Raw genomic sequence first — 16,743 nt, forward strand, 5'->3', positions numbered from 1 at the left:
TTCTTTATTATATAAAAAAACATCTTCATTTGAAGATGTTTTTTTGTTTCATCAAGGGTTTGTACTCCACAAAGAAGCAGATTTTAGTAATGCTCTTCTAGGAAGTTTTAGGGTTGCAACAATTAATTCGGCAAAATCTTCTGGCTGTAAAACACTCTCTGGGTTACCGTCGGTTAGACCCAATTGTTTGCTCATATCAGAGGCAATTGTAGATGGAGTGAGGGTTGTAACGCGGATATTGTTTTTCCGTACTTCTTTCATCAAAGATTCGTTCATTCCTATTACCGCAAATTTAGAAGCCGAATATGCCGATGTTGTTGGGTTGCCAGCCAAGCCAGCAGTCGACGACACGTTGAAAATATCTCCTTCATTTTTCTCGATCATTTGCGGGAGAATTTCACGTGTTACATAGTACATTCCGAGTACGTTGGTGAGTAAAATATTTTCCCAATCACTTTCTTCCATTTCTAGTAAAGTACCAAATTTAGAAATTCCTGCATTATTCACTAGAATATCGAATGGCCCAAAATCTTCAGTTAATTTCGTAAGTGAAGAGTGTACTTCTTCACGATTTTTAATGTCAAAAATTGCATAGGTTGCTCGTACGCCAAGTTCTTGCAATTCTGTTACTACTTTTTTCAGTAGGTCTTTGTTTCTTCCTGTAATTGCTACATCTATTCCTTCTTTTGCAAAGGCCAAAGCAATTGCTTTCCCCAAACCTCTGCTGCCTCCAGTAATCAAGGCTTTTTTAGTATTCAACATGGTGTTTTATTTATAATTTATTTGGTTATTATATTGACTTTTCCATAGGATGGAAAACAAGTTTAGTAATTCTTTAGAATGTGAAATTACTAAAAAATATCAAAATCCGATTTGAAGATTTAATCCTAGAGAAGCGTATTTCTTTTTTCGTTGTTTAGTATATTTTATGCATTATTAGTTATTTATCATTATTTGTAAACGCTATAAATTGTTATTTCCCGAAAAAGATAGGGATAGAAAAAGTAATCAAATCTCGATGATGGTTTGTGCGATGTGATGATGTGGTTGTAATAGATTGGTAATAGTATTATTTTAATACACCATTTTTTTAGTCGTAAGGTTTTGCAGGTCGAATACATTTCCATTGAAAATGTTAAGATCTACAGTGCCTTTTATTCCTTTTACAGAGCCATTTTCGGAGAATTGCCAAAAAAGCCATTTTTCTTTGGGTTGAGTTACATCAAAATTATAGTTCGCAATCCAAAGAGGATAATCGCTAAAATGCTCATTTAGGATGTGTTCATAATATTTATCATACGAATAAATGATTGGTTTCACGTCGTAATACTCTTCGATAATCTTTAGCCAATTTTTCAGTCCTTTGATTAAGTTTTCTTTTGTCTGAATAGTAGGGTATTCTTCTATATCAAGAACTGGCGGTAAATCTCCGGGTGAAAGACTAACTTTTGCAATAAAATTAAGTGCTTGCAATTCTGATTCTTCGTCTGGTCGATAATAATGATATGCACCACGAATGAGATTTTTTTGTTTTGCTTTCTTCCAGTTGGAAGTAAACTTTTTATCGGCTCCATCTTTTCCCATTGAGGCACGGACTACTACAAAGTTTATAGGGTAGAGATGGTTAATTTTTTCTACTGATTTCCAATGAATTTCACCTTGATATTGAGAAATATCTATTCCAAAACATTTGTCTCGATGATTTTTCATCAACTCTATATTGCGTTTATCAAATGTCGTAAGTTCTTTATTTTTCAAGTATACCGGATTTTTTATCAGTCGATAAGCAGCAAAAAGTAGTAAGATCGTAATGAAAATAGCCAGTACCCACAGCGCAACTTTCCTTGTCATAAATCGAAAACTCTATGCATATATTATAATTAAAAAAATCCTACCATTTTTCTGGACGGTAGGATTGGTATGGTTTTCTGTAAAATATGAAAAATTATTTCACTGTTTTTCCTTTTACACGGAAAATTTTTCTTGGAGATTTTTCATCATTACTATAAATGGTCACTGTTTTGCTAAAATCCCCTTCTACATTTCCTGCTGCATATTGTATTTTTATTTCTCCTGTTTTTCCTGGTGCAATAGGTTCTGTAGGGAAAGAAGGGACGGTGCATCCACAAGAAGGTTGTACTTTTTGGATAATTAATGGTTTGCTCCCTTCGTTTTTAATGACCATGACAGCATTAGTTTTAGATCCTACCGCTACATTCCCTAATTCTACATTTTCGCTGGCTAAGCCTATTTGTTGCGCAGAAACGTTGGCAATACCCAAAGCAAATCCCGCAACGATTAATAATTTCTTCATCAGTTTATTTTTTCTTAATCAAATATAAAAAAGTTTCTCACAACATTTTTATTATTGATGTTAAATTCAAATTCCGTTCCAAAAAAATATTTTATATTGAAATGATATTAATCTTTCGTGTTGATATTTAGCATTTTAGACAAATTATTTGGTGCAATATAGCCCGAATAACTCCATTCGATCATTAAATCTGTGGATAATAAAACCCAAAAAGGATAAGCGACTGTTTCGTTTTCTTGTACAAAAGCTTCTACCAAAGTATGTGTTTTTTGATGAGGAAAATCTGGGTTTGGTAGAAATTCTCTTTGTAGAAAATGATAGGATTTATCGCTTTCGGCATCCAATTCGATGAAATAAAAATCGTTTTCTAAAATAGCCAATAATTTTTGGTCTTGATGGATTTTTTTGTTTTGCAACAAACAGTATCCGCACCAATCAGTTGTAAATTCGATTAGAATAGGTTTAGGATTTTGAGCAAAGGCAGCGTTCAATTGTGCTAAATCCTGTTGTGCATTTGCCCAAATCATCCCAAATAGAGTAATGAGGAAAGTGATGTTTTTCATCCTACAAAATAACTAAAATATGGTATAACGAATTCCTGCAAAGCCTCTAATTCCTTGCATTGGTGTATAGCTATAATCGTTCGGTTCGAAGATGACATCGGTTCTGCCTGGAGGAGGAGTTACCCCATTTCCGGGTTCACCGAATGGATCCCACCAACGAGCAATCGCATCATTTTTCGGTAATACATTGAAGAGGTTTTTAGCTCCGAAATAAATTTCTAAGCCTGAAGCCATTTTTTTGGTAATCTGTAAATTAGCTATCAACGTGCTAGGAGAATATTCGGGTCTATAATCATTTTCTACACGAGGTAATCTCATCGGACCATTGAAAACACCGGTGAAATCAACTGAAAATCCTTTTCGGAAAGTGTAAGAAGCCAAGAAATTTCCCGACCATTTTGGCGCATGATATTGTACTTCTTTTTCACCTTCTTCTTTGGCAAAAACATCCATGTAAGTTCCGCCAAGCATTAATTTGAGGGGAAATTCGAAGGCTGCTTCAACATTCAGAGAAATACCTTGCGAGATAGCATGTCCGTCTAAATTATCGTATATAATTTTTGTCTGATCGGTGTCGGTATCGGCAATAATTTTATTGGTGAAATATGAATAGAAAGCAGTTAAATCAAAATTCAATCCGGCAAAATTTGTCGGTAGTTTGAATACATAATTTAGGTTCCCATTGTATGATTTTTCAGGTTTCAGTTCGTTCTCAAAAACCACAGTTCTTGCGCCTGTTAATGCTCGGTGATCTTCTGTGAAGACGTTGACAACACGGAATCCTGTACCAAAACTCGCGCGCAAAGTGTGGTGTGGATTGGGTGAGAATTTATAAGCCACTCGCGGAGAATGAATACTTTTGTGGGTTTGATCATAATCATACCGATAACCTAAAAGCAATTTATTTTCAGGGTTCAAAGTCCATTCATCTTGTATAAAAATTCCGAAAATCGGGGTTTTATTTGGGTTGTTTTTTAGGAGATTATCGTGCTCATCATACCAACCGGTTCCACGTGTATCATCGTCATAATAGGTGTATTTGTAGGATGCACCCAAGAGTAAACTGTGTTGATTGATGGTTTTGTCCCAATAGGTTTGTCCGAAAACAACTTGTTGTTTGGCCTGATAAGATTCGGGGCCGTAAAAAGAATTCTGCTGATGCCAGTTGTAAGAAAATTGTGAAAATATTTTTTCTTTGGTTGGCCATTGATACATCCCAATTGCTTCTACCCGGTTTGTCATAATACTTTCGCCATATACTTCTTCGCCTCCACGATGAAGTTTCCTTTTCCAATTTGTTTCACCGCCCCAGCGATCCTCATACAAATAGCGCAAAGCCAAACTTGCTGTTTTGTTTTCAGGTCTTTGCAACGTCCATTTATTGAAAACCGAAATGCGATCTTGAAGTGTGACATCGGTGAAACCGTCGTGGTTATTGTCTTTTCTTTCTCCGAATTTGAAATAATTAAAACCCAATAAACTATGAGCTTTTTTACCAATATTCGCTTTGAAACCTCCGTCAATATTGGTTTCTAACCAAGTAGTGGTAAAGGCATCAAGACTAAGCGTTGGTGCTGTGCTTGGGTTTTTGGTAATAACGTTTATTATCCCACCCATCGCCTCTGTACCGTACAAGGAAGAAGCTGGACCTTTGACAACTTCTATTCTATCGACTAAACTATTCGGAATTCCACTCAACCCATAAACCGTAGAGAGTGAAGAAACAATTGGCATTCCGTCGATTAGTACCATCGTGTATGGTCCCTCCATACCGTTGATGTGGATGTCGCCCGTGTTACAAACATTGCAATTGAGTTGTGGTTGTACACCATTGATTAGCTGAACAGCATCGAAAAGAGAAGGGGTAGGATTTTTTTTGAAAAAAGCTGGTGTATAAATTTCAATGGGTACCGGACTATCCGATTTTTTCATCGGTTTCATGGTTCCGGTAATCACTACTTCATCGAGATTATTGCTGTTGTTATCTGTAATGGTATCTTTAATCGGCTCTTGCGCTAATACAAAAGCACCAAAAAGTAATGAAATAGGTATAGAATAAAACTTCATATTTATAATATTGAATTAAAATGTTAGGCAAATCTAATAATTATAATTTAATTACCTAATAATAGTAAATGCAAATTGTTCTTTTTATCTTTGTTTCATGAATTCATCAATCGAAGAAAACTACCTAAAAGCCTTATTTCATTTGTCGAAAAATGGAGTAGAAGAGGTGGCTGTGAAAGAATTGAGTGAGTGGCTCAATATTAAAATGCCAACGGTAAATAGTATGATGAAAAAGTTGGCCGAAAAAGAATTGGTATATTATACCAGTTACAAACCTTTGAGGTTAACCCAAAAAGGATTGATAAAAGCTGCTTTAATTGTTCGTAAACATCGATTAACCGAAATGTTCTTAGTAGAGAAAATGGGCTTTGGTTGGGAAGAAGTCCATGAAGTTGCCGAGCAAATAGAGCATATACAGAGCACTTTATTTTTTGACAAAATGGATCAGATGTTAAATTACCCAAGATTTGATCCACATGGTTCACCAATTCCAGATAAACAGGGTAATTTAATTCAGTTGAATTATAAAAAACTATCGACAATACCTACCAATACAATTGTAGAAATCTGTGCGGTAACCAATTCATCGGATGATTTTTTGGTATTCTTAAATTCGAAAAACTTGCAACTTAATGACCGCATAGAAGTTTTGCAGGTAGAAGATTTTGATGGAACAATGACGATAAAAATCTTAAAAAATAATGCAATAGAAGTTCTAAGTGAACATGTAACAACTAAACTACTCGTAAACGAATATAAAACAGATAATTCTCAAACTAATCGAAAAGATTAATTTAAAATTTAATTATACATATCAGAAAGAAAAGTAAACACATGGAAATAGCATCAAAATATACTCCGCAAGCCGTTGAAGAAAAATGGTATAACTACTGGTTAGAGAACAATTATTTTCGCTCTACTCCAGATGAAAGAGAACCCTATACCATTGTCATTCCACCACCCAATGTTACTGGTGTCTTGCACATGGGGCATATGCTAAATAATACTATACAAGATGTACTTATTCGTAGAGCGAGAATGCGGGGCTATAACGCATGTTGGGTACCAGGCACAGATCATGCTTCTATCGCAACAGAAGCAAAAGTTGTAGCTAAACTCAAAGAACAAGGGATTTCTAAAGAAGAAATTGGTCGAGAAAAATTTTTAGAACATGCCTGGGAATGGACTCACGAATATGGAGGAGTAATATTAGATCAACTAAAAAAACTTGGTGCATCTTGTGATTGGGACCGAACACAGTTTACAATGAACGAAAGTTTATCAAAAGCTGTACAACAAGTTTTTGTTGACTTGTACAATAAAGGACTTATTTATCGCGGATACCGAATGGTAAACTGGGATCCAGAAGCCAAAACAAACATCTCAGATGAAGAAGTTATATACAAAGAAAAAAACGGGAAATTATACCACCTCAAATATCAGGTAGAGGGAACCGATCAATATATCGTTGTAGCAACTACGCGCCCAGAAACTATTTTTGGTGATACAGCAGTATGCATCCATCCAGAAGATGAACGTTACCAATGGCTAAAGGACAAGGAAGTAATCGTACCGATTGTCAACCGAAAAATAAAAATTATTCAAGACGAATATGTCGATTTAGAATTTGGTACAGGTTGCCTAAAAGTAACACCAGCACATGACCATAATGACTATAATTTAGGAACAAAACATAATCTAGATTTTATTGATATTTTTACCGATGATGCTAAACTCAACGAAAACGGTTTGCATTATCAAGGAATGGACCGATTCAAAGTTCGAAAAGAAATTGAAAAAGAATTAGAAGAAAAAGGCCTCCTCGAAAAAGTAGAAATTTACACCAATAATGTAGGAACTTCAGAACGCACAGGAGTCGTTATCGAACCAAAAATTTCTGATCAATGGTTTCTGAAGATGGCCGATTTGGCCAAACCTGCATTGGATAATGTAATGAATGATGTAATAAAATTTCATCCACCAAAATTTAAAAACACCTACAGAAATTGGATGGAAAATATTACCGATTGGAATATTTCTCGACAATTATGGTGGGGACATCAAATACCCGCCTATTTCTACGGTGAAGGTAGCGAAGATTTTGTGGTAGCGATGACAATTGAAGAGGCATTGACTTTGGCACAAGAAAAAACCAATAATCCGAATTTAATGCAATCTGACCTGAAACAATCAGAAGACGCCTTAGATACTTGGTTCTCATCTTGGTTATGGCCCATTTCGGTTTTTGATGGAATCAATAACCCGAAAAATGATGAAATCAACTATTATTATCCAACCCAAGACCTAGTAACAGGTCCTGATATTATTTTCTTTTGGGTAGCGAGAATGATTATGGCGGGGTACGAGTATTTAGACGAAAAACCCTTCGAAAATGTCTATTTCACTGGAATTGTTCGGGATAAGTTAGGAAGAAAAATGTCAAAATCGTTAGGTAATTCTCCAGACCCTGTAGAATTGATAAATGAATTTGGTGCAGATGCAACACGAATGGGAATGTTGCTAACAGCACCTGCGGGAAACGATTTACCTTTTGACGTAGAACTATGTGTACAAGGCAGAAATTTTGCCAATAAAATCTGGAATGCTTTCCGTTTGATCAAAGGATGGGAAATTGACCAGAATGCCCAACAGTCCTCTACACAAGCAACAGCAGTACAATGGTTCGCGCATCGTTTTCAGCAAGCCTTGGCCGATATCGAGCATAATTATGAGCAATACCGTTTATCAGATGCATTGATGACGATTTATAAATTAATTTGGGACGATTTCTGCTCTTGGTATTTAGAGGCCATAAAACCTAATTATGGTGATCCGATCGATGCAAAAACATATCATTCTACCATCGGATTTCTAGAAGAAGTATTGAAGGTTTTACATCCATTTATGCCTTTCCTTACCGAAGAATTGTGGCAAAATATCCAACCAAGAAAAACAGATGAAGCATTAATTATCGCAAACTATCCTACTGTGAAATCATTCGATGAAACGATCATAAAACGCTTTGCCAATACCCAAGAGGCAATAACAGCGATTCGTGGGTTACGATCAGAAAAAGGAATGTCGCCAAAAGAAGCTTTGGATGTGTTTACAGAAAACAAAACAGATGATTTGATTTTTGTAGAGGTATTTAAAAAATTAGGAAATGTACAAGAACTTTTACACGAGCAGAAACCAGAAAAAGGATTTGCTTTTCGAGTAGGAACAGTAGAGTTTTTAGTACCCGTTACAGACAATATTGATTTGGATGCTGAGCGTGAAAAATTGACCAAGGAATTAACGTATTTCCAAGAATTCTTACAATCGGTGAGAAAAAAATTGAGCAATGAAAAATTTGTTCAAGGTGCTCCCGAAGCTGTGGTGAATGCCGAAAGGAAAAAAGAAAGCGATGCCTTAGAGAAAATCGCACAAATAGAAGAACAATTGGCAAGTTTATAACATAGCATCAATAACCAAAAAAAAATCCATCGCATTGCGATGGATTTTTTTCTTCTGTAACTTTGGTAACTGTACAGAGAAATTTGGCAACGTAAATTTGTGTTAGAAATTATAAAAAATATAAGACTATGTTTTTCCAACACATTTACGAAAAATCTTTAGCTCATTCGAGTTATTTAATCGGGTGCCAAGTAGAAGGAACCGCAATGGTAATCGACCCGAAACGTGATATCGATACCTATTTAGAAATTGCTGCCGAGCAAAATCTCACCATAACCCATATTGCAGAAACCCACATCCATGCCGATTATCTTTCGGGGAGTCTAGAGTTGGCACATGTTACTGGAGCAAAAATGTATCTTTCAGACGAGGGTGGATCAGATTGGCAATATTCTTTTGACCATATAGGGCTAAAAGATGGTGATGTGATAAAGTTAGGAAACCTATCTTTCGAGGTGATGCATACCCCAGGACACACACCAGAAAGTTTGAGTTTCTTGCTCACCGATCATGCAGCAACTGAAGAGCCAGTGATGTTATTTACAGGAGATTTTGTCTTTGTAGGCGATATCGGTCGCCCAGATTTATTAGAAGAAGCTGCCGGTTTGGTTGGTACAAAAGAAGTTGGTGCACAGCAAATATTCGAGTCGTTGAAGAAGTTTTATGCACTTCCGGATCATATACAAGTATGGCCCGCACACGGCGCAGGCTCATCTTGTGGAAAAGCACTAGGAGCTGTCGCAAACTCCACTGTTGGATACGAAAAAATACAAAATTGGGCGTTTAAACTAAAAGAAAATAGAGAAGATTTCATTCAATATCTTTTGACAGATCAGCCCGAAGCGCCGTATTATTTTGCGAAGATGAAACAATTGAACAAGCAATTGCGTCCGTTATTGGTAGAAGTTCCTAGAATCCCTCAACTCTCCACTACAGACCTTACTTCTATACGTGCTCATAATCTAAAAATAATTGATACCCGATCGAAAACTGATTATGCCAAAGCTTATTTACCAGACACGATCAATATCCAAAATAATAAAAGCTTCAATACATGGATGGGTTGGATGTTGAATTACGAAGAGCAATTTGTTTTGATTGTACGAGAAGAAGATCTAGACGATGTTACCCGAAAATTAATGAGAATAGGCTTGGATAATGTGTATGGTTATTACACACCAGAACAACTGTTTTGTGAAGGTTGTGAAGCAAAGACGACCAAAATTATAGATGTTTCAACCATCGAGTCGTATATCGGGAAGGATGATATACAAATCTTAGACGTTAGAAGTCAAACGGAGTATACTGTAGGACATTTGCCAGGTGCCAAACACATTTTTGTAGGACATTTACCACAGAAATGGCAAACGTTAGATCCTAAGAAAAAAATCGCATTGTATTGTCAATCAGGTGATAGATCAACAATTGCGCAAAGTTTCTTATTGAAAAAAGGCTTCGATGTAGAAAACTATACAGAAGGTATGAGCCAGTGGAAAACCTTGAATAAAATCATCGAACAATAAAACAACCATTAGTTTTTACTATTCAATACTGGTATTTTATAGAATAAGCACTCTAAGAATTTTAGGGTGCTTTTTTTATTTTTAATCACCCAAAAAACTAAAAAGTTTTTCTTGTAAAAAGTATTGACTGAAAATGATATCTTCGGAAAGCGGAATATCCTATCATGAAATCAATATTATTTATCCTAAAAAATTTATCATTCAACCTATGTCGCGAAATGGTCAAAACAATGTTGTCGAATCCATTATTGTTGTTACCAACTGTTTGGGGGACGGTAGAATCGGTTGCTTTTTCCGAACTCAATTATGCCGAAAACCACTCGGGTAGAGGTGTTTCTAATGCATTCCGTCATGCTGCATGGAATGTCTTGATAGCTTATAATTGTTCGTATTTCATTTCACACGAAAAGGCACTTGCTTGGGCAAAAAAAATAACCGACTTGCACGAAGAATGTTTCCGTAATGAAGATTTTGATCGATTGATGGATTTGCACAATAACCAGATTGGTAGGATGATTTATAAAGAAAATATTTCGAAACCTCGCATCAGAAAAAATCTTCTCATCCAGAAAATAGTCGAAAAATCTGAAACTGCACAAGGACTTTCGGATTCTCACAAAATCAGAGAATATTCTACCGAAATGGTTTTTTACAAAGAAAATTAACATAAAAATAGCTTCATGCATTAATGAAGCTATTTTTGTATACACGATTTGGTTGCTACTAAATTATTTCAGTGTCCCAACCATATCTTCTGGTTTCACCCAAGCATCAAAATCTTCTGCAGTTACATAACCTAAACGAACCGCTTCTTCTTTCAGAGTTGTTCCGTTTTTGTGTGCAGTTTGTGCAATTTCTGCTGCTTTGTAATAGCCAATTTTGGTGTTGAGTGCGGTTACCAACATAAGAGAGTTTTCTAGTAACTCGTTGATTCTTGTGTGGTTAGGCTCTATTCCTTGTGCACAATGCAAGTCGAAAGAAACACATGCATCTCCTAATAATCTTGCCGATTGTAAGAAGTTGGCGGCCATCATCGGCTTGAAAACATTCAGCTCATAATGGCCTTGTGTACCCCCGATTGTGATTGCAACATCGTTCCCCATTACTTGTGCAGCTACCATGGTGAGTGCTTCACATTGGGTAGGGTTTACTTTACCAGGCATAATCGATGAACCTGGCTCATTTTCTGGAATATGGATTTCTCCTATACCCGAACGTGGTCCAGAAGCTAACATACGAATATCGTTGGCAATTTTATTGAGTGCCACGGCAAGTTGTTTCAATGCTCCATGAGTTTCTACAATAGCATCGTGTGCAGCCAACGCCTCGAATTTGTTTTCCGCAGTTACAAATGGATGACCCGTAAAGTCGGCAATGTATTTTGCAACCAGTACATCATAGCCTTTTGGAGTATTAAGACCAGTTCCTACTGCTGTTCCGCCCAAGGCCAACTCAGATAAATGTGGGAGAGTATTTCTTAGAGCTTTTAGCCCATGATTCAATTGAGCAACATAGCCTGAAATTTCTTGCCCCAAAGTAATCGGCGTTGCGTCCATTAAATGCGTACGACCAATCTTCACAACTGACATGAACTCTTTAGATTTTTTTTCTAAAGTGTCGCGTAATTGTTCTATGCCTGGAATTGTGATTTCTACTACTGCTTTGTAGGCAGCTATATGCATCCCCGTTGGGAAGGTATCATTCGATGATTGAGATTTATTTACATCGTCATTGGCTTTGAGAACTGGTTCACCTTCACCAATTTTGTGTCCGGCCAGAACTTGTGCGCGGTTAGCAATTACTTCATTTACATTCATATTCGATTGTGTACCCGAACCAGTTTGCCAAATAACCAACGGGAATTGATCGTCTAGTTTCCCGGCCAGAATCTCATCACATACAGCAGCAATTGCGTCTCGTTTTTCTTCTGGTAAAACACCCAACTCAGCATTTGCATAAGCAGCTGCTTTTTTTAGGTATGCAAAACCTTCGATAATTTCATGCGGCATAGAACCTTCTTCCCCAATCTTAAAGTTGTTATGAGAGCGTTCTGTTTGAGCACCCCAATATTTATCAGCAGGTACTTTTACTTCACCCATGGTGTCTTTTTCTATTCTATACTCCATTGTTTGTTTTTTTATGATTTTTATTGAGTTTAGACAAAGTTAAGAAACTGTTCTCGCTAAAGAAAGTGATAAGTATTAGTTTTATATTAAAATTTATTTTTATACATTTGTCTTTATAAAATATTAGGAGCTATGATTCAATTTTTAGGATTCTTATTCTTTTTAACGATTGCTATTTGTGGATTTTGGGGAATTATATTCTTAGCCACCTTTGCAATTTCTTGGATACCTTTCTTTTTAGATAACTTGAAAAAGGAAAAAAAAGGGATTGTTACGGCTGAGCCTACAAGACCAACCTTACCTAATCAGCAAGGTGTTACTGTATTGTACAAAAAATAAATATTTTTTATATCCAAAATACAAAACGTCTTAGCAACGCTAAGACGTTTTTTTTAGTTTCTCAATTTGTCGTTAGGCTATTAAAAATTAAGAAACTTGACTCCGATTGTAAACCATTGGGTTGGGAGAGGAATTGCACCAACCTCTCGGTATTCGGCTTTGAAGATGTTTTGACCGTCTAGGTAAAATGTCAGATGTTCCTTAAGACGGTAACTCATCCTTGCATCCGTAACCCAATAAGAATCGCCCGCATATCGCTCGTGGAAACGATTTGTTACACCCAAAGAGAAATCGGCAATCGAAAATCTTATCATATTTGTTACTTGATGTTTTAGGCTATTTATCTTATATTTTGAAGCATATTCATCTGCAACTTGGGTGAAATTGCTATCCAAGTATGCATAACTTAGATTAAAATTTATCGACTTGTTTTGATCTAAACGCCATAAATAATTGGTTCTAATGTTTACACCATTGGTTTTTAAATTACCAAAATTATTTGCTTGCCATGGTTCACTTGTATCTAAACGAACCCAATCGATAAAATCATTAATTTTTCGATGAAAATAGAAGGCTTCTGCAGAAAATCTATTTTTAGCCCATTTGAAACCTGTTTCTGTCTGAAATGCTTTTTCTGGTACGACATTGGGGTTTCCGATATTGCCTGGTCGTTGGTCTAGATAAAGGTCTGTAAAAGAGGGAATACGTTGACTACTACCAATATTCCCTACCCATTTCAGTCCTTCTACTATTTGGTAACTCATATCAATTCCTGGGAAAAATTGCCAACCATATTTATTATTATAATTGGTGTAAAAACCTAAATTGGTGTTGAATTTTTCGGTCCAATCTACTTTGTACTCACCATAAACACCAAGGTTGTTTCGGGTATGTTCCCCAATGGCTGTCGAGTTGATTTGCTCGTGTCTATATTCGACACCAAACCCAAGTATTCCTTTTGATAATTGATAGGTCGAATTGACTTCTGCCCCAATTGCGTTAGAATAATGCTTGCTTCTTGCCTTGTCTAGATGATGTTTTAGGTATCGATAATCGTCAAAATTATATCGATAATTTACTTGTGGTTTCAGTGTGAATCGATCGTTTATTCTATGGTTGGATTGAAGTGCCCCAATAAACGTTTCGACAATTTCCTTAGAATCTTTATCGCCCGGAGCTGCATAAAAACCATTCGCACCAAATCCATTTTTCACATAACCTAAACTGGTCTGTAAATTATTGTCTGCATTGAGTTGGATTTGATTTTGATAATATAGTTTGTTGTTTTCGAAACCAGTATTGTATCTATATCCATTGCTTTTATCATGCGATGCAAACAACATATGTTGATGTTTTTCCTGATAAATAGCACCTCCTAATTGTACTCCTCTTGCACTGTAGTTTTCGGAAGTTTTTTCAACATTTTCATCAAAATTGGTACCGAAATACGTCTGTGCATAAATACCCGATTTTTGAGGTTTTCGTGTAATGATGTTGATAACACCCGTAAGACTATTGTTCCCATACACACGTGCAGCTGGACCTCGTACCACTTCTATTTGTTCAATTGCTTCTACAGGTATCGGTAAATTCAATACATTGTGAGCCGTCTGATGATCAGATATTTTTACTCCGTTTACCAAAACCAATGTTTGTTCGAAGCTTCCTCCGTCCATGCTAATATCGGCTTGTGAACCGAAAACTCCTCGCTGACGCAAATCTACACCATTGGCATATTGCAATACTTCTTGTAGAGTTTTTGCAGGTAATTTTTCAATCTCTGTACGTGTAATTACATTGACATTACGGTTTTCTTTAGATAAAGGGGTATGAAATCGGTTACTACTAATAATAACTTCCTTTACCTGTATGGTATCTTGCGGGATTTGAGCAAATCCCAATGTACTAATAAGAGTTGTAAGAGTACATATTACTTTTCTCATGTTCTATTTTTATTTTTCGCCACAAAAATACTATCTTGCCGTACTATAAGAAGGTGCCAGTTTATAGAATATGAGTAGTCCGGTAGAAATCCCGATACAATCGCTTGTACAATTAGATTCTACAAGTAAAACACCCATTTATTTACAAATATCGACACAATTAATCAATGCAATTCAACGCCAGTTTTTGCTACATGGGAACCGATTGCCTGGTACACGACAGATGAGTAGTTTACTCAAAGTACATCGAAATACAATCGTAAAAGCCTATGATGAATTAGAAGCACAAGGTTGGATAGAAATTACCCCCAACGTGGGATGTTTTGTTATGGCAAAACTAGAACATGAAAAAGTTCGTTTTCAGCCAAAAAATGCATCATTACAACTTTATCCATCGCAATGCGGTTTTCAGTTCGATAAGTCGACCGTATTAGATTTCCCTGCAGATAATGAAGATAATTTATTGAGTCTGAACGATGGTTTGCCTGATATTCGTTTAACGGAAGTGGCACTAAGTTCGCGTCTTTATTCTTCGAATTTGAATAGGAAAACTAATCGATTTTCTTTTGCTCAAACATCTATAAATGGTAATCTTTATTTCCGGAAAAATCTTAGCAATTATCTCAATTTATCACGAGGTTTACATATATCGTCCAACCAAATAACCATTACTCGAAGTCTAGAAATGTGCATTTACATTGCGACTGAGATTATTCTTCGACCAAAAGATATTGTCATTGTGGGTGCATTAAGTTATTATGTTCCGAATATGATATTCAATCAGAAAGGAGTAACAGTAAAGACGATTCCTGTCGATGAAGAAGGTTTGGATGTGGATGCTTTACGAGTTATTTGTGAGGAAAAAACAGTCAGAATGGTGTATTTAACGCCACATCATCATTATCCGACAACTGTAACCTTGAGTGCTGCAAGAAGAATTGCTTTACTAGAGTTGGCCGAAAAGTATGGATTTGTCATTTTAGAGGATGATTTTGATTATGATTTTCATTTCGATCGACATCCACTTTTACCCTTAGCAAGTGCCGATCAATATGGGCGTGTAGTATATATCGGTTCTTTCGGTAAATCATTGGCGCCAGGTTTTCGGACTGGTTTTATGGTAGCACCAGAAGATTTCATTCTCGAAACCAAGAAATATCTCAACATTCTCGATCGCCAAGGAGATGTACTGATGGAGCAGGTTTTGGGCGAATTGATCGAAGAAGGGAATATACATCGTTATCTGAAAAAAGCAAATAAAATTTATAAAGAAAGACGTGATTTTTTGGCCGAATTATTAGAAAGAGAATTAGCTTCTGAAGTCCGATTTACATTGCCTAGTGGTGGATTGGCAGTTTGGTTAGAATTCATCAATCCAATAAATCTAATGAAATTAAAAGAAAGTGCAAAAGAACTGAAATTGTTCATCCCGCAACATATTCTGTATCAGAATCAGCATGTTTCGGCTATGCGAATGGGCTTTGGTCATATAAATTTGGAGGAAATTCGAGAAATAGTATTTATTTTAAAGCTCGCTATTATTCAATCAAAATTAAAATAATTATATCTTTACCCTACAATAAAATGAAAGAAAAAACAATGAAGTTAGTACCAAGTGAAGTAGATCAGTTTAATCCTCAAATTCATAATGATCAAACGACGTGGCCTCAGATAACGGTTTTCAATCAGTTGCACCACGGTTTAGTGAGCAAAGATCAGAAATATGGACTTATTAATCCCGATGGAGAAGTAATTTTCGATTTGGTTTATGATAAAATAATTCCGGCAAATAATAGTCGTTATGGAGTTGTAAAAGACGGTAAATGGGGATTTGTCGATACAGAAGAAAATGTGATTATTCCGTTAGAATACGATTTGACTTCTGATTTTTTCGATGGTTTGTGTGCCGTTAAATTGAATGAGCGATGGGGATATATCAATGAGCAAAATGAAGTTGTAATACCAATCGAATATGACGGATGTAGCGATTTTAACAATGGTTTTGCAGGTGTCGCTAAAGACGGGAAATGGGGAGCAATCAACAAACAAAATGAAATAGTTATTCCGTTCGATTGGCATTATATGTTGTCGATCGGTAATGGATATTTCACGATGGGCGAGAAGACCAAAATCAAAGTAGAACGACCAGATATTTTAGCTCGTTATCCTTATTTTGGGACAGCTGATTATTATTTGATAAAGTTTGGGTTGCTTGATATGGAAGGAAAAGTAGTCAGCAAATGTGTTTCGGAAATTCCGATTACGCAATTCGAAAAGGGGCGTCCAGTTGTACGAATAAATTATGAATTTGGTACACTGGATAATTTCAAGCATTTTATCAAAAAACCAAAATACAAAGCAAATAGTTACGACCTGAAGATTTTGAGAAGACTTGGTGTAATCGAGAAATAA

At 36.1% G+C, this 16,743-nt stretch carries 14 protein-coding genes; 7 read left to right on the plus strand and 7 right to left on the minus strand.

The window, feature by feature from the left end; all coding sequences use genetic code 11:
- Positions 1–51 precede the first annotated feature (51 nt).
- From WEEVI_RS09555 to WEEVI_RS09575, 5 genes are all read right to left on the minus strand, one after another.
- The gene (locus WEEVI_RS09555) at positions 52–762 is read right to left on the minus strand and encodes a 3-ketoacyl-ACP reductase (RefSeq protein WP_013598936.1); all 711 of its coding nucleotides are present in this window, start codon (positions 760–762) and stop codon (positions 52–54) included.
- A gap of 312 nt (positions 763–1,074) precedes the next feature.
- Complete coding sequence (locus WEEVI_RS09560; protein WP_013598937.1) at positions 1,075–1,851, minus strand: glycoside hydrolase family 25 protein; 777 nt, start codon at positions 1,849–1,851, stop codon at positions 1,075–1,077.
- Positions 1,852–1,945: 94 nt separating this feature from the next.
- On the minus strand, positions 1,946–2,314 hold the full coding sequence (locus WEEVI_RS09565) for a DUF1573 domain-containing protein (protein ID WP_013598938.1): 369 nt from the start codon (positions 2,312–2,314) through the stop codon (positions 1,946–1,948).
- A 107-nt stretch (positions 2,315–2,421) separates the two neighbouring features.
- Positions 2,422–2,877 carry a thioredoxin family protein gene (locus tag WEEVI_RS11015; protein ID WP_013598939.1) on the minus strand — a complete coding sequence of 152 codons (456 nt, stop codon included), beginning with the start codon at positions 2,875–2,877 and terminating at the stop codon, positions 2,422–2,424.
- Between the two features lie 12 nt (positions 2,878–2,889).
- Positions 2,890–4,944 carry a TonB-dependent receptor plug domain-containing protein gene (locus tag WEEVI_RS09575; RefSeq protein ID WP_013598940.1) on the minus strand — a complete coding sequence of 685 codons (2,055 nt, stop codon included), beginning with the start codon at positions 4,942–4,944 and terminating at the stop codon, positions 2,890–2,892.
- 97 nt (positions 4,945–5,041) lie between these two features.
- Between WEEVI_RS09575 and WEEVI_RS09580 the strand changes: the two genes are divergently transcribed.
- The 4 genes from WEEVI_RS09580 (at position 5,042) to WEEVI_RS11020 (ending at position 10,588) form a co-directional block, all read left to right on the plus strand.
- A complete protein-coding gene (locus WEEVI_RS09580; RefSeq protein WP_013598941.1) occupies positions 5,042–5,737 on the plus strand; it encodes a metal-dependent transcriptional regulator in 696 nt (231 codons plus the stop codon).
- 41 nt (positions 5,738–5,778) lie between these two features.
- A complete protein-coding gene (locus tag WEEVI_RS09585; RefSeq protein ID WP_013598942.1) occupies positions 5,779–8,400 on the plus strand; it encodes a valine--tRNA ligase in 2,622 nt (873 codons plus the stop codon).
- A 128-nt stretch (positions 8,401–8,528) separates the two neighbouring features.
- Positions 8,529–9,923 carry an MBL fold metallo-hydrolase gene (locus tag WEEVI_RS09590; protein ID WP_013598943.1) on the plus strand — a complete coding sequence of 465 codons (1,395 nt, stop codon included), beginning with the start codon at positions 8,529–8,531 and terminating at the stop codon, positions 9,921–9,923.
- Positions 9,924–10,087: 164 nt separating this feature from the next.
- Positions 10,088–10,588: a DUF6973 domain-containing protein gene (locus tag WEEVI_RS11020; RefSeq protein ID WP_013598944.1), complete on the plus strand. Its 501-nt coding sequence runs from the start codon at positions 10,088–10,090 to the stop codon at positions 10,586–10,588.
- Between the two features lie 63 nt (positions 10,589–10,651).
- Here WEEVI_RS11020 and fumC read toward each other — a convergent pair whose 3' ends face one another.
- A complete protein-coding gene (fumC, locus tag WEEVI_RS09600; protein ID WP_013598945.1) occupies positions 10,652–12,049 on the minus strand; it encodes a class II fumarate hydratase in 1,398 nt (465 codons plus the stop codon).
- Between the two features lie 132 nt (positions 12,050–12,181).
- On the opposite strand from fumC, the gene WEEVI_RS09605 reads away from it, so the two are divergent.
- Positions 12,182–12,388 carry a hypothetical protein gene (locus WEEVI_RS09605; RefSeq protein WP_013598946.1) on the plus strand — a complete coding sequence of 69 codons (207 nt, stop codon included), beginning with the start codon at positions 12,182–12,184 and terminating at the stop codon, positions 12,386–12,388.
- A gap of 80 nt (positions 12,389–12,468) precedes the next feature.
- Here the strand turns inward: WEEVI_RS09605 and WEEVI_RS09610 are convergent, their stop codons facing one another.
- A complete protein-coding gene (locus tag WEEVI_RS09610) occupies positions 12,469–14,331 on the minus strand; it encodes a TonB-dependent receptor plug domain-containing protein (protein ID WP_013598947.1) in 1,863 nt (620 codons plus the stop codon).
- 70 nt (positions 14,332–14,401) lie between these two features.
- On the opposite strand from WEEVI_RS09610, the gene WEEVI_RS09615 reads away from it, so the two are divergent.
- Positions 14,402–15,892 (plus strand): aminotransferase-like domain-containing protein, encoded by a 1,491-nt coding sequence (locus WEEVI_RS09615; protein WP_013598948.1) that lies wholly within the window; start codon positions 14,402–14,404, stop codon positions 15,890–15,892.
- Positions 15,893–15,915: 23 nt separating this feature from the next.
- Positions 15,916–16,743, plus strand: a complete 828-nt coding sequence (locus WEEVI_RS11025) for a WG repeat-containing protein (protein ID WP_052295774.1) — start codon at positions 15,916–15,918, stop codon at positions 16,741–16,743.

Origin of the sequence: Weeksella virosa DSM 16922 (assembly GCF_000189415.1) — a bacterium.
In the GTDB taxonomy this organism is placed as follows: domain Bacteria; phylum Bacteroidota; class Bacteroidia; order Flavobacteriales; family Weeksellaceae; genus Weeksella; species Weeksella virosa.

Bases quoted from the DNA above. Each gene is read 5' to 3' on its own strand.
- WEEVI_RS09555 (WP_013598936.1), bottom strand. From the start codon at position 762: ATGTTGAATACTAAAAAAGCCTTGATTACTGGAGGCAGCAGAGGTTTG.
- WEEVI_RS09560 (WP_013598937.1), bottom strand. From the start codon at position 1,851: ATGACAAGGAAAGTTGCGCTGTGGGTACTGGCTATTTTCATTACGATC.
- WEEVI_RS09565 (WP_013598938.1), bottom strand. From the start codon at position 2,314: ATGAAGAAATTATTAATCGTTGCGGGATTTGCTTTGGGTATTGCCAAC.
- WEEVI_RS11015 (WP_013598939.1), bottom strand. From the start codon at position 2,877: ATGAAAAACATCACTTTCCTCATTACTCTATTTGGGATGATTTGGGCA.
- WEEVI_RS09575 (WP_013598940.1), bottom strand. From the start codon at position 4,944: ATGAAGTTTTATTCTATACCTATTTCATTACTTTTTGGTGCTTTTGTA.
- WEEVI_RS09580 (WP_013598941.1), top strand. From the start codon at position 5,042: ATGAATTCATCAATCGAAGAAAACTACCTAAAAGCCTTATTTCATTTG.
- WEEVI_RS09585 (WP_013598942.1), top strand. From the start codon at position 5,779: ATGGAAATAGCATCAAAATATACTCCGCAAGCCGTTGAAGAAAAATGG.
- WEEVI_RS09590 (WP_013598943.1), top strand. From the start codon at position 8,529: ATGTTTTTCCAACACATTTACGAAAAATCTTTAGCTCATTCGAGTTAT.
- WEEVI_RS11020 (WP_013598944.1), top strand. From the start codon at position 10,088: ATGAAATCAATATTATTTATCCTAAAAAATTTATCATTCAACCTATGT.
- fumC (WP_013598945.1), bottom strand. From the start codon at position 12,049: ATGGAGTATAGAATAGAAAAAGACACCATGGGTGAAGTAAAAGTACCT.
- WEEVI_RS09605 (WP_013598946.1), top strand. From the start codon at position 12,182: ATGATTCAATTTTTAGGATTCTTATTCTTTTTAACGATTGCTATTTGT.
- WEEVI_RS09610 (WP_013598947.1), bottom strand. From the start codon at position 14,331: ATGAGAAAAGTAATATGTACTCTTACAACTCTTATTAGTACATTGGGA.
- WEEVI_RS09615 (WP_013598948.1), top strand. From the start codon at position 14,402: ATGAGTAGTCCGGTAGAAATCCCGATACAATCGCTTGTACAATTAGAT.
- WEEVI_RS11025 (WP_052295774.1), top strand. From the start codon at position 15,916: ATGAAAGAAAAAACAATGAAGTTAGTACCAAGTGAAGTAGATCAGTTT.